General features: G+C 69.1%; 14 protein-coding genes. 8 read left to right on the top strand and 6 right to left on the bottom strand.

Annotation, left to right across the window (positions count from 1 at the left end; all coding sequences use genetic code 11):
• Nucleotides 1-9: 9 nt before the first annotated feature.
• Nucleotides 10-1,620 carry an aldehyde dehydrogenase family protein gene (locus ACO0M4_RS07850; protein ID WP_430371294.1) on the bottom strand — a complete coding sequence of 537 codons (1,611 nt, stop codon included), beginning with the start codon at nt 1,618-1,620 and terminating at the stop codon, nt 10-12.
• Nucleotides 1,621-2,018: 398 nt separating this feature from the next.
• Between ACO0M4_RS07850 and ACO0M4_RS07845 the strand changes: the two genes are divergently transcribed.
• The 6 genes from ACO0M4_RS07845 to ACO0M4_RS07820 all read left to right on the top strand — a co-directional run bounded on the left by ACO0M4_RS07845 (nt 2,019) and on the right by ACO0M4_RS07820 (nt 10,468).
• Nucleotides 2,019-3,764, top strand: a complete 1,746-nt coding sequence (locus tag ACO0M4_RS07845) for a thiamine pyrophosphate-binding protein (protein ID WP_430369024.1) — start codon at nt 2,019-2,021, stop codon at nt 3,762-3,764.
• Between the two features lie 13 nt (nt 3,765-3,777).
• Nucleotides 3,778-5,007: a formyl-CoA transferase gene (gene frc, locus ACO0M4_RS07840; RefSeq protein WP_430369023.1), complete on the top strand. Its 1,230-nt coding sequence runs from the start codon at nt 3,778-3,780 to the stop codon at nt 5,005-5,007.
• A complete protein-coding gene (locus ACO0M4_RS07835; protein WP_430369022.1) occupies nt 5,007-7,142 on the top strand; it encodes an acetate--CoA ligase family protein in 2,136 nt (711 codons plus the stop codon). The genes frc and ACO0M4_RS07835 overlap by 1 nt, the downstream gene beginning before the upstream one ends.
• A gap of 76 nt (nt 7,143-7,218) precedes the next feature.
• A complete protein-coding gene (locus ACO0M4_RS07830; protein WP_430369021.1) occupies nt 7,219-8,622 on the top strand; it encodes an OFA family MFS transporter in 1,404 nt (467 codons plus the stop codon).
• A gap of 187 nt (nt 8,623-8,809) precedes the next feature.
• Nucleotides 8,810-9,082 (top strand): hypothetical protein, encoded by a 273-nt coding sequence (locus ACO0M4_RS07825; protein WP_430369020.1) that lies wholly within the window; start codon nt 8,810-8,812, stop codon nt 9,080-9,082.
• Nucleotides 9,083-9,307: 225 nt separating this feature from the next.
• Nucleotides 9,308-10,468 (top strand): hypothetical protein, encoded by a 1,161-nt coding sequence (locus tag ACO0M4_RS07820; RefSeq protein WP_430369019.1) that lies wholly within the window; start codon nt 9,308-9,310, stop codon nt 10,466-10,468.
• 68 nt (nt 10,469-10,536) lie between these two features.
• Here ACO0M4_RS07820 and ACO0M4_RS07815 read toward each other — a convergent pair whose 3' ends face one another.
• From ACO0M4_RS07815 to ACO0M4_RS07805, 3 genes are all read right to left on the bottom strand, one after another.
• Nucleotides 10,537-10,905, bottom strand: a complete 369-nt coding sequence (locus tag ACO0M4_RS07815; protein WP_430369018.1) for a hypothetical protein — start codon at nt 10,903-10,905, stop codon at nt 10,537-10,539.
• Between the two features lie 102 nt (nt 10,906-11,007).
• Nucleotides 11,008-11,994, bottom strand: coding sequence for a radical SAM/SPASM domain-containing protein (locus tag ACO0M4_RS07810; RefSeq protein ID WP_430369017.1), 987 nt, complete (start codon nt 11,992-11,994; stop codon nt 11,008-11,010).
• 292 nt (nt 11,995-12,286) lie between these two features.
• Nucleotides 12,287-12,556, bottom strand: coding sequence for a hypothetical protein (locus tag ACO0M4_RS07805; RefSeq protein WP_430369016.1), 270 nt, complete (start codon nt 12,554-12,556; stop codon nt 12,287-12,289).
• A 1,011-nt stretch (nt 12,557-13,567) separates the two neighbouring features.
• Between ACO0M4_RS07805 and ACO0M4_RS07800 the strand changes: the two genes are divergently transcribed.
• The gene (locus ACO0M4_RS07800) at nt 13,568-14,830 is read left to right on the top strand and encodes a helix-turn-helix transcriptional regulator (RefSeq protein ID WP_430369015.1); all 1,263 of its coding nucleotides are present in this window, start codon (nt 13,568-13,570) and stop codon (nt 14,828-14,830) included.
• A gap of 2 nt (nt 14,831-14,832) precedes the next feature.
• Nucleotides 14,833-15,198 (top strand): hypothetical protein, encoded by a 366-nt coding sequence (locus ACO0M4_RS07795; RefSeq protein WP_430369014.1) that lies wholly within the window; start codon nt 14,833-14,835, stop codon nt 15,196-15,198.
• 581 nt (nt 15,199-15,779) lie between these two features.
• Here the strand turns inward: ACO0M4_RS07795 and ACO0M4_RS07790 are convergent.
• Both ACO0M4_RS07790 and ACO0M4_RS07785 read right to left on the bottom strand, forming a co-directional pair.
• On the bottom strand, nt 15,780-16,166 hold the full coding sequence (locus ACO0M4_RS07790) for a chorismate mutase (protein WP_430369013.1): 387 nt from the start codon (nt 16,164-16,166) through the stop codon (nt 15,780-15,782).
• Between the two features lie 171 nt (nt 16,167-16,337).
• Complete coding sequence (locus ACO0M4_RS07785; protein ID WP_430369012.1) at nt 16,338-17,021, bottom strand: GntR family transcriptional regulator; 684 nt, start codon at nt 17,019-17,021, stop codon at nt 16,338-16,340.
• Nucleotides 17,022-17,060 lie beyond the last annotated feature (39 nt).

Genomic DNA, 17,060 nt, shown 5'->3' with positions numbered 1-17,060 from the left:
ATCACGGCATCACGGCATCAAGTGGTACTCCGGGAAGTTGCCTGGGAGGCGTTCGCTGGTGGGGCCCTGGGTTACGGCGTGGGCGAGGAGGTCGCCGCCGACGAAGGCGCCGCGCCAGGAGTTGCCGAAGCCGCCGAAGAGTTCCGCGCGGTCGCCGCGGGAGCGGGGGGCGTTGTGGCCGACCTTGAAGGCGCGGATCTGCGGGGCGAGGCGGTCGAAGGTCTCCTCGCTGTCGCAGGAGAGGGTGGCCACCAGGGCGCCGTTGCTGGCGTTCATGGCGGCGAGGAGTTCCGCCTCGGTGTCGACGAGGACGATGGTGTCGACTGGGCCGAAGGGTTCGGCGTGGTGGAGCGGGGAGGAGGGGGGTGGGGCCAGGAGGGTGGTCGGGGGGAGGTAGGCGGAGGTGTCCTGGGCGGGGAGGAAGTGGCCGTCGGCGAGGGTGCCGCGGTGGAGCGGGACGGCGCCGCGGGAGATCGCCTCGGTGGTGAGGTCGGCGAGTTCCTTGGCCTTGGTGGCGTTGATCAGGGGGCCGAAGTCGAGGTCGGGGAGGGGGGCGGTGGGGTCGGGGACGGCCAGCGGGTGGCCGAAGCGGACGCTGCGGACGGCGGGGAGGTAGGCGGCGAGGAAGTCGGCGAAGGCGTCGCGCTGGACGACGAAGCGGGGGTAGGCGGTGCAGCGCTGCTTGGCGTAGTCGAAGGTCTTGCGGAGTTGCGGGGTCAGGGTCGGCCAGTCGGTGAAGTTCCAGACGGCCCAGGTGTTGAGGCCCTCTTGTTCGAGGACGTGGCGTTTGCCGAGGTCGGCGACGGCGGTGGCGACCCGGGCGCCGGTGTCGCGGCCGCCTACGAAGGAGACGCAGCCGATCTCCGGTGAGCGGACGAGGGAGGGCGAGAGCGTGCTTCCGTTGCCGCTGACCAGGGTGATCGGGACGCCTTCGCGGGCGGCCAGGGCGCTGGCGAGGGTGAGGCAGACCAGGCCGCCGTCGGTGGGGGTCTTGGCGATGACGGCGTTTCCGGCCAGGGCCTGGACGAGCATGGCGTGGACGAGGACCGACATCGGGTAGTTCCAGCTGGCGATGTTGCTGACCGGGCCGGGCAGCGGGGACCGGCCGACCAGCATCCGGTCGATCTCGGTGACGTACCAGCGGACGCCGTCGATGGCTCGGTCGACGTCGGCCTGGGCGAGCTTCCAGGGTTTGCCGATCTCCCAGACCAGGAGCAGGGCGAGCAGTTCGCGATGCTCGGTGAGGGCGTCGAGGGTGGCGGCGATCCGGGCCTTCCGCTCGGCCAGGGGGACCTCGCGCCAGATGCGGTGTTGGTCGAGGGAGGCGCGTACGGCGCGGAGGGCGGCGTCCGCGTCGAGGCGGGGTGGGCCGGCGATCGGGGTGCCGTCGACTGGGCTGGCGGCGGGCTGCGGGTGGCCGTCCGGGTGCCAGGTGCCGGCCCAGAGGTTGCCGACCTGGTCGTCGTGGAACGCCTCGGGGGCGACGGCCCGGCTGCGCTGCCAGGCGTCCGCCCAGGAGGTGCCGGGTTTGCGGACGAGGAACGGGACCTCGTCCGGGGCGGGATCGGGGGTGGTGGCGCGCGGCTCCCGTAGGAGTCGTGTTGCCCGTCGGGGCGGGATCCGGGGCGGGTCGCGGAGTGCCGCGGCGCCGGATACGGCGAGTGTCGCTCGGGCCGGCCGGCGGCGCTCGGGGGAGGGAGGGATGAGACAGGGCCGGAGGGAGGGGCGGGTGCGGGCCGGTGGGCCGGTACGGACCGGTGGGTGAGTGGGTGGCGTGGGTGGGTGAGTGGGGCGGGTGGGTGGCGTGATCGCTGCGGTCCCCCGCGCTCCCCCTGGACAACGGGTGGGTGATGAGGGATAACGGAGTTCATACAGTATTCGTCGACCGACGACTGTATACAGTCTTCAATCTCGCTCGATCCGTAACCCGATCCGTAACCCGATCTGCAATCCGATCTGCGATCCGTCTAGGTCGAGGCAGCGGAACAGCAACCGCAGCCCGAAGGGAAGCGATGCACATGTCCGAAGACGCCCAGGACGCTCAGGGCACCCAAGGCACCCAAGGCACCCAGGACACCCAGGATGGGCAGGGCGCCCAACACCTCATCTCCGGCGGGCACTTGGTCGCCAAGGCGCTCAAGGCGGAGGGGGTCGAGGTCGTCTACACCCTCTGCGGCGGCCACATCATCGATATCTACGACGGCTGCGTCGACGAGGGCATCCAGGTGGTGGACGTACGCCACGAACAGGTCGCCGCCCATGCCGCGGACGGCTACGCCCGGCTCACCGGCCGGCCCGGCTGTGCGGTGGTCACCGCCGGCCCGGGCACCACCGACGCGGTCACCGGGGTCGCCAACGCCTTCCGGGCCGAGTCGCCGATGCTGCTGATCGGCGGCCAAGGGGCGCGCACCCAGCACAAGATGGGGTCGCTCCAGGACCTGCCGCACGTCGAGATGATGACGCCGATCACCAAGTTCGCGGCCACGGTGCCGGACACCGCGCGCGCCGCCGACCTGGTCTCGATGGCGTTCCGCGAGTGCTTCCACGGCGCGCCCGGTCCGTCGTTCCTGGAGATCCCGCGCGATGTACTGGACGCCAAGGTGCCGACCGCGACGGCCCGCGTGCCACGGGCCGGGCACTACCGGGCCTCGACCCGTTCGGCCGGCGACCCCGAGGACGTCCAGCGCCTGGCCGACCTGCTGGTGCGGGCGAAGAAACCGGCGATCCTGTTGGGCAGCCAGGTGTGGACGACGCGCGGAACCGAGGCCGCGGTGGAGCTCGTCCGGGCGCTGAACGTCCCGGCGTACATGAACGGGGCCGGGCGCGGGACGCTGCCGCCCGGCGATCCGCACCACTTCCAGCTGTCGCGGCGGTACGCGTTCGCCCACGCCGACCTCATCGTGATCGTCGGGACGCCGTTCGACTTCCGGATGGGGTACGGCAAGCGCTTGTCGGCGGACGCGACGGTGGTGCAGATCGACCTGGACTACCGGACGGTGGGCAAGAACCGGGACGTCGACCTGGGGATCGTGGGTGATGCGGGCCTCGTCCTGAAGGCGGTCGCCGAGGCCGCTTCCGGGCGGATCAACGGAGGTGCCGCCGAGCGCAAGGAGTGGTTGGACGAGCTGCGGGCCGCCGAACAGGCCGCGTTGACCAAGCGGTTGCCGCAGCTGCGGTCGGACGCCTCGCCCATCCACCCCTACCGGCTGGTCAGCGAGATCAACGACTTCCTGACCGAGGACTCGATCTACATCGGGGACGGCGGCGACGTGGTGACCTTCTCCGGTCAGGTGGTCCAGCCCAAGTCCCCCGGTCACTGGATGGATCCCGGTCCGCTCGGCACGCTCGGCGTCGGCATCCCCTTCGTGCTCGCGGCCAAGCAGGCCCGGCCGGAGAAGGAAGTGGTGGCGCTCTTCGGGGACGGCGCGTTCAGCCTCACCGGGTGGGACTTCGAAACCCTGGTCCGCTACGACCTGCCGTTCGTCGGCATCGTCGGCAACAACTCCTCGATGAACCAGATCCGTTACGGCCAGCGGGCCAAGTACGGCGCGGAGCGGGAGCGGGTCGGCAACACCCTCGGTGACGTCCACTACGACAAGTTCGCCCAGATGCTGGGTGGTCACGGCGAGGAGGTCCGCGACCCCGCCGACATCGGCCCCGCCCTGCGGCGGGCGCGGGAGTCGGGGAAGCCCTCGCTGATCAACGTGTGGATCGATCCGGACGCGTACGCCCCCGGAACGATGAACCAGACCATGTACAAGTAGGAGGGAGTCCGCCGTGTCCAAGGCACTCGACGGCATTCGCGTCCTCGATATGACGCACGTTCAGTCCGGGCCCTCCGCCACGCAGTTGCTCGCCTGGCTCGGTGCGGATGTGATCAAGCTGGAGGCGGTGAGCGGGGACATCACACGGCGTCAGCTGCGGGACGTCCCGGACGCCGACTCGCTCTACTTCACGATGCTCAACTGCAACAAGCGCAGCATCACGCTGAACACCAAGACCCCGCGCGGCAAGGAGCTGCTGACCGGGCTGATCGCCCGCAGCGACGTCCTGGTGGAGAACTTCGGCCCCGGCGCGATCGACCGGATGGGCTTCACCTGGGAGCGCATCCAGGAGATCAACCCGCGGATCGTCTACGCCAGCATCAAGGGCTTCGGCGAAGGTCCGTACACCGGCTTCAAGGCGTACGAAGTGGTGGCGCAGGCGATGGGCGGGGCGATGGCGACCACCGGCTTCGAGGACGGGCCGCCGCTGGCGACCGGTGCGCAGATCGGCGACTCCGGCACCGGGGTGCACTGCGTCGCCGGCATCCTCGCCGCGCTCTTCCAACGCACCCGGACCGGCCGTGGCCAGCGGGTGAACGTCGCCATGCAGCACGCGGTGCTCAACCTGTGCCGGGTGAAGCTGCGCGACCAACAGCGGCTCGCGCACGGGTCGTTGGCGGAGTACCCGAACGAGGACTTCGGCGACGAGGTGCCGCGCAGCGGCAACGCCAGCGGCGGCGGGCAGCCGGGCTGGGCGGTGAGGTGCGCGCCCGGCGGGCCCAACGACTACGTCTATGTGATCGTGCAGCCGGTCGGCTGGCAGCCGCTCACCGAACTGATCGGCCGGCCGGAGCTGGCGCAGGACCCGGACTGGGCGACGCCGGAGGCCCGGCTGCCCAAGCTGTCGAAGATGTTCCAGCTGATCGAGGAGTGGAGCAGCACGCTCCCCAAGTGGGAGGTGCTGGCGAGGCTGACCGCCCACGACATCCCCTGCGGGCCGATCCTGTCGACCAAGGAGATCATCGAGGACCCCTCACTGGCCGCCAACGGGATGGTGGTCGAGGTCGCGCATCCGCAACGCGGCACCTTCACCACGGTCGGTTCGCCGCTGAAGCTCTCCGACTCCCCCGTCGAGGTCCACCGTTCGCCGCTGCTGGGTGAGCACAACGCGGAGGTGTACGGCGCGGAACTGGGACTGGACGACGCGGAGCTACAGCAGCTGAAGACGGCGGGAGTGATCTGATGGAGCATCAAGTAGACGTGGTGCGGCGCGTGTTGGCTGCGGTGCGGGACGAGGGGCGGACCGTGCTCACCGCGCCCGAGGGCAAGCTGATCGCCGAGGCGTACGGGATCCCGGTGCCGGCCGAGGGACTGGCGGAGACCGTCGAGGACGCGGTGGCGCTCGCCGACCGGATCGGCTTCCCCGTGGCACTCAAGATCGTCTCGCCGGACATTCCGCACAAGACCGAGGCGGGCGGGGTGCGGACCGGTCTCGGCTCGGCGGCCGAGGTGCGCGGCGCGTTCACCGCGATCGTGGCGAACGCACGGGCGTACGCCCCGCAGGCGCGGATCGCCGGTGTGCAGGTGCAGCAGATGGTGCCGGAGGGGCAGGAGGTGATCGTCGGGGCGGTCACCGATCCGACGTTCGGGAAGGTCGTGGCGTTCGGGCTGGGTGGCGTGCTGGTCGAGGTGTTGAAGGACGTCACCTTCCGGCTCGCGCCGGCGTCGGCCGAGGACGCCGCGTCGATGCTGGACGGCATCCGGGCGGCCGAGGCGCTGCGCGGGGTGCGCGGCGGCCCGGCGGTGGACCGTGCGGCGCTCGCCGACCTGATCGTCCGCACCTCCCAACTGGCCGCCGATTTCCCGGAGATAGCGGAGGTCGACCTCAATCCGGTGTTCGCCGCGGCGGACGGGGTGACGGCCGCGGACGTGCGGATCCTGCTGAGCACGGGGGCGCCGCCGCAGCGTCCGCGCCACACCCGGGAGGAGATCCTCGCCGCGATGCGGCGGCTGATGCGGCCCCGTTCGGTGGCGGTCATCGGGGCCTCCGGAACACCGGGCAAGATCGGCCACTCGGTGCTGCGCAACCTGCTCGACGGCGGGTTCCCCGGCGAGATCCATCCGGTGCACCCGACCGCCGACGACATCCTGGGCCGCAAGGCGTACCGGTCGGTGCTGGACGTGCCGGGCGAGGTGGACGTGGCGGTGTTCGCCATTCCCGCGCCCCTCGTCCCCGCGGCACTGGAGGAGGCCGGCCGCAAGGGCGTCCCGAACGCCGTGCTGATCCCGTCCGGCTTCGCCGAGACCGGTGAACACGCCCTACAGGAACGGATCGTGGCGATCGGCGCGGAGTGGGGCATCCGGCTGCTCGGGCCGAACATCTACGGCTACTACTCCACCTGGCAGGACCTGTGCGCCACGTTCTGCACGCCGTACGACGTCAAGGGCGGGGTGGCACTGACCTCGCAGTCCGGCGGCATCGGGATGGCGATCCTGGGCTTCGCCCGGACGACCCGGACCGGTGTCTCGGCGATCGTCGGGCTCGGCAACAAGGCGGACGTCGACGAGGACGACCTGCTCACGTACTTCGGCGAGGATCCGCACACCGACTGCATCGCGATGCACCTGGAGGACCTCAAGGACGGTCGGGCGTTCGTCGCGGCGGCCCGGGAGACCGTGCCGAAGAAGCCGGTGGTGGTGCTGAAGGCGGGCCGCACCAGCGCCGGGGCGCGGGCCGCCGGTTCGCACACCGGCGCGCTGGCGGGCGATGACGCGGTCTACGACGACATCCTGCGGCAGGCCGGGGTGATCCGGGCGCCGGGCCTTTCCGACCTGCTGGAGTACGCCCGGGCGCTGCCCGTGCTGCCCGTGCCCCAGGGCGACAACGTGGTGGTCATCACCGGCGCCGGCGGGTCCGGGGTGCTGCTGTCGGACGCGCTCGTCGACAACGGGCTGCGCCTGATGGACATCCCGACCGATCTCGACGCGGCGTTCCGTCGGCTGATCCCGCCGTTCGGATCGGCCGGCAACCCGATCGACATCACGGGCGGCGAACCGCCGGCCACCTACGAGGCGGCGCTCCGGCTGGGGCTGTCGGATCCGCGGATCCATGCGCTGGTGCTGGGGTACTGGCACACCATCGTCACCCCGCCGGCGGTCTTCGCTGAGCTGACCGTGCGGGTCGTCGAGGAGTTCCGGGCGCGTGGCGTCGAGAAGCCGGTGGTGGCATCGCTGGCCGGGGACACCGAGGTCGAGGAGGCGGCCGCGCGGCTCTTCGCGCACGGGGTCGTCGCCTACCCCTACACGACCGAGAAGCCGGTGGCGGTGCTCGGCGCGAAGTACCGCTGGGCACGGGCCGCGGGGCTGCTGAGCACCTGAGGTCGTTCTCCCGGAGCACGAAGAGATCGGGCAGAGGGCGCGCTGATCGGGTTCTTTCGATACCGAGGTGAACGGTATGGAGCACAGCGGACGGGACAGCACAGGAACACCAGGGATCACCTATCGGGAAATCACCGACGGAAAGGGGCGGGTCTATCGGATCGGCGAGACCGACCGGGAACTGCTCGGCGGCCACTCGCGGAAATTGATGGTGTATTTGCCGTGGCTGGCGATGATGGCCATCAGCGTCTCCGAATACGCCTACGGATCGGCCGAGGACACCCTGTCGCACGCACACGGCTGGTCCCAGAGCGACACCTTCTGGATTCTGAGCGTATGGGTGTTCTTCCAGGCCGGAATCGCCTTTCCGGCGGGCTGGTTACGGGAGCGGGGCACTCTGACCGCGCGCCAGGCCATGTTCATCGGGGCGGTGCTGAGCCTGCTGGGGTTCGTGGCCCTGGGGCATCTGCACCACGTACTGGCGGCGATCTGCGGTTTCGGGGTGGTCGGCGGCATCGGCTCCGGGCTCGTCTATGCCACCTGCATCAACATGGTGGGCAAATGGTTCCCGGAACGGCGCGGTGCGAAGACCGGATTCGTCAACGGCGGATTCGCCTATGGAGCACTGCCGTTCATCTTCGTCTTCAACTACGCCTTCGACACCTCGGATTTCGACGAGGTGCTGGACGGCATCGGAATCTACGTGCTGATCGTGGTGGCGGGTTGTGCCTGGTTCTTCAAGGACCCGCCGAAGAATTGGTGGCCCGCCGAGGTCGATCCGTTGAACGCCGGCGGGTCGGGGCAGCGCACGGCATTCCTGGCGAAGAACCCGCCGGCGGTCCGGCAGTTCACGCCCAAGGAGGCGGTCCGCAGCGGCATGCTCCCGCTGATGTGGGTGAGCGTGGTGCTGACCGCCGGCGTCTCGATCTTCGGAATCTCGTTCCAGGTGGACTTCGCGAAGGAGGTGGGGTTCGGTCCGCTGGTCGCGGCGTCGTCCATGGGGGTGATGTCCGTGGTCAACGGCGTCGGCCGGGCCGTGGTCGGCTGGTTGTCGGACCTGTGGGGCCGGAAAACGACCCTGGTCTTCGTGATCGTCGTCCTGGGACTGGCCCAGTTCGGGGTGTTGTGGGCCGGGGACCTGCACAGTCAGTGGCTGTTCCTGTTCTTCGCCTTCCTCTCCGGATTCGGCGGCGGTGCCTTCTACCCGCTCTTCGCGGCCCTGACCCCCGACTACTTCGGCGAGAACTACAACGCCACCAACTACGGCCTGGTCTACAGCGGGAAACTCATCAGCGGCCTGTTCGGCGGCGGACTGGGCTCGATGGTGGTCCGTGCCTGGGGATACAACGGCGCGTACCTGCTGGCCGGCGGCGTCTCCCTGGTGGCTGCGGCGTTCACCCTGCTGTTGCACCAGCCGGGACGGGCCCGGTTACGCGATGTGGCGCCCAACCCCCGGCCGATCAGCAGAGAAATGACCTGAGCGGGACGACGACACGTTCGGGTGCTTTCCGGAGCAGTTGAGAACCGTGCCGTGTCCTGGGGGCAGCAAGGCCGTTTGGGTGAGTGCCGACGGGGAGTGTGCCGTGCGCGACAGCACACGGCCGGTAGGACCGTCGCGCCGGCGGAAGACACCGCTCGTTCTCTGTACCAGAAAGGGACTGTCCACCATGACGTACTCCAAGGCCGCTGCGGTTGTTGCCGGCGCGGTGCTGGCACTGGGCGTCGCCGCCCCCGCGTTCGCCGACGGCCACCGGGGGGTCGCGGGAGCGGCCGACAACCTCCTCAACAACGACACGGTCTCCAAGGGCGTCGTCAAGAAGCCCAACGTCAACATCGACGCCGTGGTCAACGCCGTCGCCAAGACCGCGGACAAGCTGAAGGCGGCCCAGGGCGGCACGGCCAAGAACGCGGTCGGCCGGACCGGCCATTCGCACCGCTGACGGCCGTACCGCCGATCGGCGACCGAACGACGGACGCCCTGTCCCTGCTGCGGCAGGGGCGGGGCGTCCGCGCGCCGTGCGGGGCCGGGACCGGGCCGCGACGTTCGCGTACGTCATGGTGCGCGACGTCAACACGTGGCACGACCCGGAGGCGGGCGAGGAGATCCCAAACCAAGATCCTCGCAAAACCTCCTGCGGCGGGCCCCCTGGTGGCAGGGTGCCCGCATGGATTCGATCATGCGGGCGGCTGTGCACGTCGCGAGTGAGATGGTCGGGGCCCCGGTGGGGGAACCGGAGGTGGTGGGTCGCGGCCTACGGAGCGTGGTGATGCGCTGTTCGCTGACGGGCGGGACGGGCAGCGTGATCGTCAAGGCGTTCAGTGACGAGCCGGAGGGACGGAGGTCCTTCACGTCAGAGGCGGTCGGGCTTTCACTGGGGTTGGCCGGACCGGCGCTGCTCGGAGCGGATGCTGCGGCATCGGTCGTGGTGATGGAAGACGTCGGTCCCGTTCCGTCGCTGGCCGATGCGCTGGTGGGTGCGGACGCACCGACCGCGGCGCTGGGCCTGCGGGGCTGGGCGCGGGAACTTGGGCGGATAGCCGCTGCGTCGGTGGAGCGACGCGAGAAGTTCACCAGGCTGTGGAAACAGTACGACAAGGGCATGGAGCCCTGGGGGGACGAGTGGATCGAACAGAACGGACAGCAACTCCTTGCCGCGTTGGAAGCAGCCGGCGTCACGCCCCCGGCCGGCCTGGCCGCGGAGCTCCATCAGCTCGCGACGGCGAGGGAACGCGAGTACACAGGGTTCACGCCGGGTGATCCCTGCCCCTACAACGCGCTGATTGCTCCCGGCGGCGTCCGTCTGATCGACTTCGAGTTCTCTGGATACCTGCCGGTATTCCTCACGGCCGCGTACTGTCGGAGCCCGTTCCCCAACTGCTGGTGCGTGTACCAGATACCCGACCAGGTAGCGGCGCAGACCGAACGCGTATTCCGGGCCGAAGTGGTCCGGTCCTACCCGGGATTGGCCGAGGACGAGGTGTGGGAGGCGGGTATGCGGTGGGCGACCGCCGTGTGGATGGTGGACGCCACCGCCTACTGGCTCCGCCAAGTAACGCTCAAGGACGGGCCGTTGCGGCCGGATCAGTCGGCGGGGCCTACCCGGCGGCAAGTGCTCCGGTATCGGTGGGAACGGGCGGAAGAGCTCTTGACGGAAGGCGACTTTCCCGCAGTGCGGGCAGTGGCGAGCACCCTGCTGCACGAGGTGGGCAATAAGTGGGAGATGCCGCCGTTTCCGGTATACCCGGCATTCGCACGGCGCCACGAAAGCCCAAGCCCAACAGGCGTGGGCACGGGAGCGGACAGTTATCCGCTGTCACCCGCATAGCGGCAGGCTCGCGAACTGTCGTTAATGGGGGCGCCGCGCACCGGGCAGTGATCGGGGAGGTGTCAGCCCTACCCGGCTCCCGGTGTGCCGCCAAGGGTCTCTGTGAGGCAGGCGCGGGCGGCGTCCACGAAAACCTCCCGAGCTTTCTTGAACGCCACCCAGTCTTGCTCTTCCGTGCCGGCCCGCCCAAGGAGTCGGATCTGCTCGATGACGGCGTGGGCCTCCTTGTACGGCCCGACCGGCTCGACCACGATCCGGTTGAACGCGTCTCGGGTGGCCGCGTACGCCGCGTCCTGCGCCTCCCGTGTTGCGTCCGCGCTCGGGTACTGGCCGTCGGCCTTCCGCCAGCACACCGCCGTCTCGTCGTCGGCGGCGCTGAGGAACGCGGCGTATGCGTCGCGGCGGGAGAGGTAGAGGTCGGTCGAGGTGGCGCTCATGGGCTTCTCCGTAGGGCGGGGGCGAGAGCGATGTCACGGTACTCGCACGCGTTGCCGTGCTCACCCCGGTGCCCGGAGGTTCCCCTGTTTGTGGAGCCGGGGTCAGCAGTCCGTACCGGCGATCCGCGGGTTGTCGTACCGCACGGACCGGTGCGGGGACATGATCGGCTCCGCGAGGTCGTCGGAGCTGTTGTCCGTCGGTCCACACGCGGCGTCCGGAGCGCAGGCGAGCTGTGGCGAGCAGGTGTCGAACGACGGGTTGCAGTCCGGTAGGCAACTCGGGTCGCTCGCGGTGGGCAGCTTGTCGGGGAACGCCCGGCCGAGTTCGGCGCGGGCGCCCTGCATCGCGGCGCCGTTGTAGATGGCGGCGAGGCTCTGCTCGTGGACGTTGCCTGCGGTCATCCAGCGGGCGAAGACGCAGGGCCACACGTCACCGTTGGGCGCGATGGCGAACTTGTTGCGTCCGCAGCGGCCACACAGCTTGGTGATGTCCGGGCCGGCGCCGTTGGCGCCGCGGCCGAACGGCCTGATCTTGTCCGTGCGGACATCGCGGAGTCCGATGTCGAGCAGGTGCCGGCGGGCTTCGGTCGCGCGTTGGCCCTGGAGGACGTTGATCACGCTGCCCCGCATGGGGATCCCGAGAGCCTTGGCCTTCTCGACGTTGGCGCGGGTGCGGTCGTGGGAGCCGCGGTTCTCGGTCACGTCGTCATGGTCGTCGCCGTCGTCGGAGTAATAGCTGAATGCCAGCCGGACGCCCGGGAGTTGCAGCGCGGACCATACCTCGTCGGTGACGTGGGTGAGGTTGCTGAACACCTCGATGCGCATCCGGTGCTTGCGGGCGTGGGTGATGTAGGCGGGGAGGGAGGGGTGGAGGGTGGGTTCCCCGCCGATGAACTGCACGTCGCGGACGTGCAGCGCGGCGAGTTCGTCGATGACGCGGAACCAGTCGCCGTCCGTCATCGTGCCGTGCGTCCCCTCGGGGGAGGAGTCGGCGTAGCACTGACGGCACCTTAGGTTGCAGAATCCCGTGATCTCCAGCCAGGCGAATTGCGGGCCCAGCGGGGCGAGAGAGCGTGGCAGTAAGGGCATGGATTCCTCCTTGTGGGAGCGCTGGTGGCCCGCCCCGGCGACCGTCCTCACCAAGGGGCACCGGGGCGGGCGGGAGGCCGCCCGGACCAGGGCGGGAAGGTCCGGGCGGCCGGCGCTCCACACGTCCCGCACCTCACGGGGAGGGGACGTGCGGAGCGATCCTGGCGACCGTCAGCAGTCAGGCGCCCATTCGGCCGGGCTCGGCCAGCCAGTCGAACGGGAGTCGGGGCTAGGGCACGTACGGCCGGGTGGCGCTCTCCAGGAACACCGCGCCGCCGCCCACCTTGTGGACCTACAGGGCTGCCTGCGTGCGCGCGACCGTGTGAGGTTGCGCCGAGTCCGCGAGCAGGACCGGGAACATGAAGGCGTACCCGCTGAACTCGCCCTCTTTCAGGCGGAGTTCTGCCTCGGGGGAGAGTTCGCCGCAGTCGAAGACGAGGTTGTACGCCTCCGCCGTCTGGACCGTGGCCGGCATGTAGTGCCCGATCAGCAGCAGACCAGCAGTGACGTGCAGTCCGGTCTCCTCCGGCACCTTGCGGTGGAGCACCGCGAGGGCGGACACACCTCCGACGGCGCGCACCCGTCGGGAAGGCACCACGGGAGTTCGTCCCGGTCGCGTTTGCGGAGCATCAGGGGGTAGCCGGCGGGGTTGCGGAAGAGGGCTAAGGCCCCGATCCTGCGGCCGTCCGGGGCGTTGAACTGGTCCCTCGTCGTGGTCACTCGGTCCCCCTGCCGGTGGCGTATTTGCGGGAGATTTCGCCGGCCTGCTCGGCGTCGAGGTTGGTCAACACCTCGCGGAACGCGGGCGGCAGACCCTCGTCCCGAGCCGCGTTGGTCGCCTCTCCGAGGGAGCGGGACCTTGGCCGCGGGCACGAACGTCACTCCGGGGAGGACGTAGCCCCGCCATACCTCCGCCAGCTCGTCGCCGGCTCGTTCGCGCTCGCGGTCCGGGTCGGACGTATGGCTGACGAATTGCGAAGGACTCACCGCTGCCGCCTCCTGTGCCCGCTCGGGTGGCTACGGATTTCTTGACTCACCTCGAACGCCTTTTCCAGTTCTGGGCCTTCAGGGCTCTGTCGAGCTCGACGTTCAGGGCCGTGCAGACGTGGCACTTGGGCGCCGGGCGGACGCCGTACAGCCACCCGTCGATGGGCAACTCAATCGGAGCCTGGGAGTAGCGCGTTGGATCCGTCACCGCGTGCCTGCACAAGTTCGGGTCGGGCCCCCGCACCGGACGCAGTGACACGGGGGCCACATCCCCGTTGAAGGGATACGAGCCACGGGATTCACTCGACTCTCCGGTCGGAGCGATACCCGGTTCCCTTCCCTGTCGGCTCGGTACACGGCGAGCGTCATGCCACTCATGGCGCCTCCTACTTGATGCTCGGTTGTCCTTACGACCCCGTTGACAACGCGCCAGGCCACGGCCGTGGGAGCCGGTCCGGCGAACACCCCTAGCCAACCTCCGGGGATCGCTGCGAGCCACCGCATCCATGCGGCACCCTTGATGCAGCTCCGATGCACAGTTGCGCAGCATGGGTAAAACCCTGATCGAGCAGGGAAGGGGGCTGAAGTGGGCCTAGCCGAACAGCGAAAAGCCATGGGTTACAGTCAGGAGCGCTTCGCCGCCGTAATCGGCGTCGACCGCACAACGGTTGGCCGCTGGGACCGCGGAGAGACAACACCTGAGGCATTGCACCGGCCCAAGATGGCCGAAGCGCTACAACTGAGCCTCACCGAACTCGACGCATTGCTGACTCCGCCACGAGCAGATTTCCAGGAGTGCACCGCGTCGCCGCCTTGCGACCGACACGGCTCTGAGGAACTTGACGACATGATCCGACGTGAGTTTCTACGCCTCGTGGTGGTGGCAGGCGCCTTGACTGCACTGGCACCCGACGACGCAGACGCGATAGCGGAGGTCGCAGACCGGCGCTCGGTCGACGACTTCCGATTGATGAATGGTCACTTGTGGCAGGTTTATCAACTGGCCCGTTCTAAGAGCTCTGTGACCCCTGTCGTTCAAGATCAGCTCGGCGCGCTGAATGATGCGCTGAAGGAATCGGGCCTAGAGGGTGGGCTGCATGAAGCCGCGGGCGACCTGTTTCAACTCGCCGGGGAACTCTCATTTGACGGAAATCGCTACACGGACGCAGCTGCGTCCTACGCCCTTGCTGCGTCAGCGAGCAGCAACGTGCGAGCGTTTGACCTATGGGCGTGCGCCCTTGTTCGTCACGCCTACGTCGATCTCTATGCAAGGCGTTACGCAGCGGCCGCCGAAACGCTGGAAGTTGCGGGGCGAGTTGCCAAGCGTGGTGACAGTACGCTGTCCACCCGCCATTGGGTTGCCTCGGTGCAAGCCGAGGTATACGCCGGGCTGCAAAACCTTGGCGCCTGCGAAAGAGCCCTTGATGAAGCGCAGCGCGTAGACGACTTGACTACGCCGGTCCACACTGGCGGATGGCTTCGGTTCGATGGCTCGCGACTCGCCGAGGAGCGGGGAGCCCGGTACGTGCAACTCGGGCGACTGGACCTCGCCGAGGAGACGCTCAAGCGCGCCCTCGAATCAAGGGCGCTGTCCAAAGGCCAGTCCTGCCGGCGCCGTGCGGCAGTGCTGGTAGACCTGGCTGCAGTTGGGGCAAAGCGCCATGACGTGGAGCACGTCATGGCGTATGGCGGTGAAGCGCTTCGGCTCGCCAAACAATCCGGCTCGGGATATATCGCACGTCGGCTCCAAGGTCTGCAGGTGGATTTGCAGAGGTGCGGACGAGACGGTCGAGTGGCCGCCTTCAACACCGAAATTGGTTCCCTGCAAAATATGTTGAGAAAGGGGTAAAAGTGTCGCAGCAAGAGGGAGCGAAGGTATTCCGTGAGGCATGGATCGCGGGGGTGCGCGAGCATCTCCCAGGAGACCCGAAGCCGGGCTATGTGACACCTTGGGAAGGCACTCCTGAATGGGAGCGTCAAGCGGCAGGTGCCGTGTATGAGCAAGTCCAACAATTCCTCACGTTGAGCGATGGGAACGCGACGCGACTCACGCGCGAACAGAAGGGGCGCTTCGTCGCCACTTGTTGGACGGCGCAGATGTATAAGCACTTCGAAAACCCGAAGCCTGGATACGTGGCCGACTGGCCCGATCTCCCGGACTGGCAGAAGGAAACCGACTCGGACATTTTCGAGGCCATTGAAAAGTCTCTGCTTTAGGACTGCGCAGTTCCTTCCCGCCGATCAGGCCGGAGCCACAGTTCCGATGACCGCCCGGAGTGCGTAGCGAACGCTCCCCGCCGGGGGACGGCGGGGGCCGTTGTCCTATCGGGCGGAAGCTCACATGCGGCACCGGCCGGGAGTAAGGAGTACGGCTGGCGGCGATGTTGACGGGCCAGGGCCAGGGGCCGGCCGAGATGTGCGGCGATCCGTTCCGTGGGCGCCGGTGGGGTCGTCGCATTTCGGGTGCTGCGGACGGGTGCCGATCCCGCCCGAAGGCTCGCGGGCGGGCTGTCGCGGAAACCTGGGAGCCGATCGATCGCTCCCGGCTTCGCCATGCGCAAAGGCCGTCATCCCGCGGACTCGTACCAGACCGAGATAGGCGTACACCCGGTGCTCGCGTACGAGCGGATGAGGCGCAAGTACCTTGGCATCAAGGGCACTTGCACTTACCAGCACCCGACCCCCGCCATGTGGCAGAGGCGACTGGACGGGCTTCAGGAGATGTTCGAGCGCGCCAGGCACACTCTCGGGGTCAAGAACTTATGGGGAAGTCGATCTCCCGGATATCGCCCAAATGATCAGCTGGCGGCCGCGGCAGGCCCCTCGGCCTGTCCCCCGCCGCTGGTCACGGCACGGTCGGCGATGGCGCGGTGGTGTTGGACCACTTCTCCGATGATGAAGTTGAGGAACTTCTCGGCGAACGCCGGGTCCAGGCGGGCCTCTTCGGCCAGGCGGCGCAGGCGGGCGATCTGGGCGGCCTCGCGGGCCGGATCGGCGGGCGGCAGGCTGTGCCGGGCCTTGAGTTCGCCGACCTGTTGGGTGCACTTGAACCGCTCGGCGAGCAGGTGCACCAGCGCGGCATCGAGGTTGTCGATGCTGCTGCGCAGGTAGAGCAGCCGCTCGCGGGCCGCCTCGTCCGCGACGGAGGCCGCGTCGCCGGCCGCCGGTGCTGTCCCTTCGCTCATGTGCGTCTCGCCGTTTCTGGTCGGGTTCAAGGGGCTTCGTCCGTGATCAGCTGGTGCGTGATCGCCTGCACCCTACCCGGCCGGGGGCCGGTCATCGCCGCTGGTCTCGCGGATCGGACGGGACCCGGACCGGTAGGGGCGAGGATCGGCCACCTGCGGTCGCGGCCCGGGTCAGGCGTCCTCGCCGTCGCGTTCGTGGTACGTCCGCCGGGTGTGCTCGGTGTGCGCGCGCATCACGGAGGTGGCGCGGACCTCGTCGCCGTCGGCGATCGCGGCGATCAGGTCGCGGTGCTCGGCCCAGGACCGCCTGCCGCGCTTGCGGGCGACCGGGGTGTAGTACCAGCGCACCCGCCGCCCGACCTGCGCGGCCAGTTCGGCGAGCACGGCGTTGCCGGCCAGCTCGGTCACCTTGGCGTGAAACGCGGCGTTGAGCGCCACCGCGGTCTCCACATCGTCGTCCTGGACGGCGCGCTCGCCCTGCTCGCAGAGGCGCTCCAGTTCGGCGATGCCGGACGGGTCGGCGTGGACCGCGGCGAGCCGGGCGGCCTCGGCCTCCAGCAGTGTGCGGACCGTCAGCAGTTGGTCGGCCTCCTCCTCGGTGGGCTCGTGGACGAAGGCGCCCTGGGCGGGGCGCAGATCGATCCAGCCGTCGGTGTTGAGCCGCTGGAGCGCCTCGCGGACCGGCTGGCGGGAGACCCCGAGATGGCCCGCCAGTTCGCTTTCGACCAGGTGTTGGCCGGGGCGGAGCGCACGGGTGGTGATCAGTTCGAGCAATGCCTCGTAGACGCGCTCGCGGAGCGGGCCGGGGCGTTCGAGCTTCGGTACGGCGCCCTGCGGCAGCCCTCTGGACAGCATCGGGGTCCCCTTCCCTAATTGGCTATCGTCTACAGTCTA

The sequence above is a fragment of the Streptomyces sp. RGM 3693 genome, from assembly GCF_050471125.1.
Classification (GTDB): domain Bacteria; phylum Actinomycetota; class Actinomycetes; order Streptomycetales; family Streptomycetaceae; genus Streptomyces.
This window is presented reverse-complemented; position numbering and strand designations above follow the sequence as displayed.

Coding starts and splice junctions, on each gene's coding strand:
- ACO0M4_RS07825 (WP_430369020.1), top strand. CDS start 8,810: ATGACGTACTCCAAGGCCGCTGCGGTTGTTGCCGGCGCGGTGCTGGCA.
- ACO0M4_RS07845 (WP_430369024.1), top strand. CDS start 2,019: ATGTCCGAAGACGCCCAGGACGCTCAGGGCACCCAAGGCACCCAAGGC.
- ACO0M4_RS07810 (WP_430369017.1), bottom strand. CDS start 11,994: ATGCCCTTACTGCCACGCTCTCTCGCCCCGCTGGGCCCGCAATTCGCC.
- ACO0M4_RS07815 (WP_430369018.1), bottom strand. CDS start 10,905: ATGAGCGCCACCTCGACCGACCTCTACCTCTCCCGCCGCGACGCATAC.
- ACO0M4_RS07785 (WP_430369012.1), bottom strand. CDS start 17,021: ATGCTGTCCAGAGGGCTGCCGCAGGGCGCCGTACCGAAGCTCGAACGC.
- ACO0M4_RS07790 (WP_430369013.1), bottom strand. CDS start 16,166: ATGAGCGAAGGGACAGCACCGGCGGCCGGCGACGCGGCCTCCGTCGCG.
- ACO0M4_RS07830 (WP_430369021.1), top strand. CDS start 7,219: ATGGAGCACAGCGGACGGGACAGCACAGGAACACCAGGGATCACCTAT.
- ACO0M4_RS07820 (WP_430369019.1), top strand. CDS start 9,308: ATGGATTCGATCATGCGGGCGGCTGTGCACGTCGCGAGTGAGATGGTC.
- ACO0M4_RS07835 (WP_430369022.1), top strand. CDS start 5,007: ATGGAGCATCAAGTAGACGTGGTGCGGCGCGTGTTGGCTGCGGTGCGG.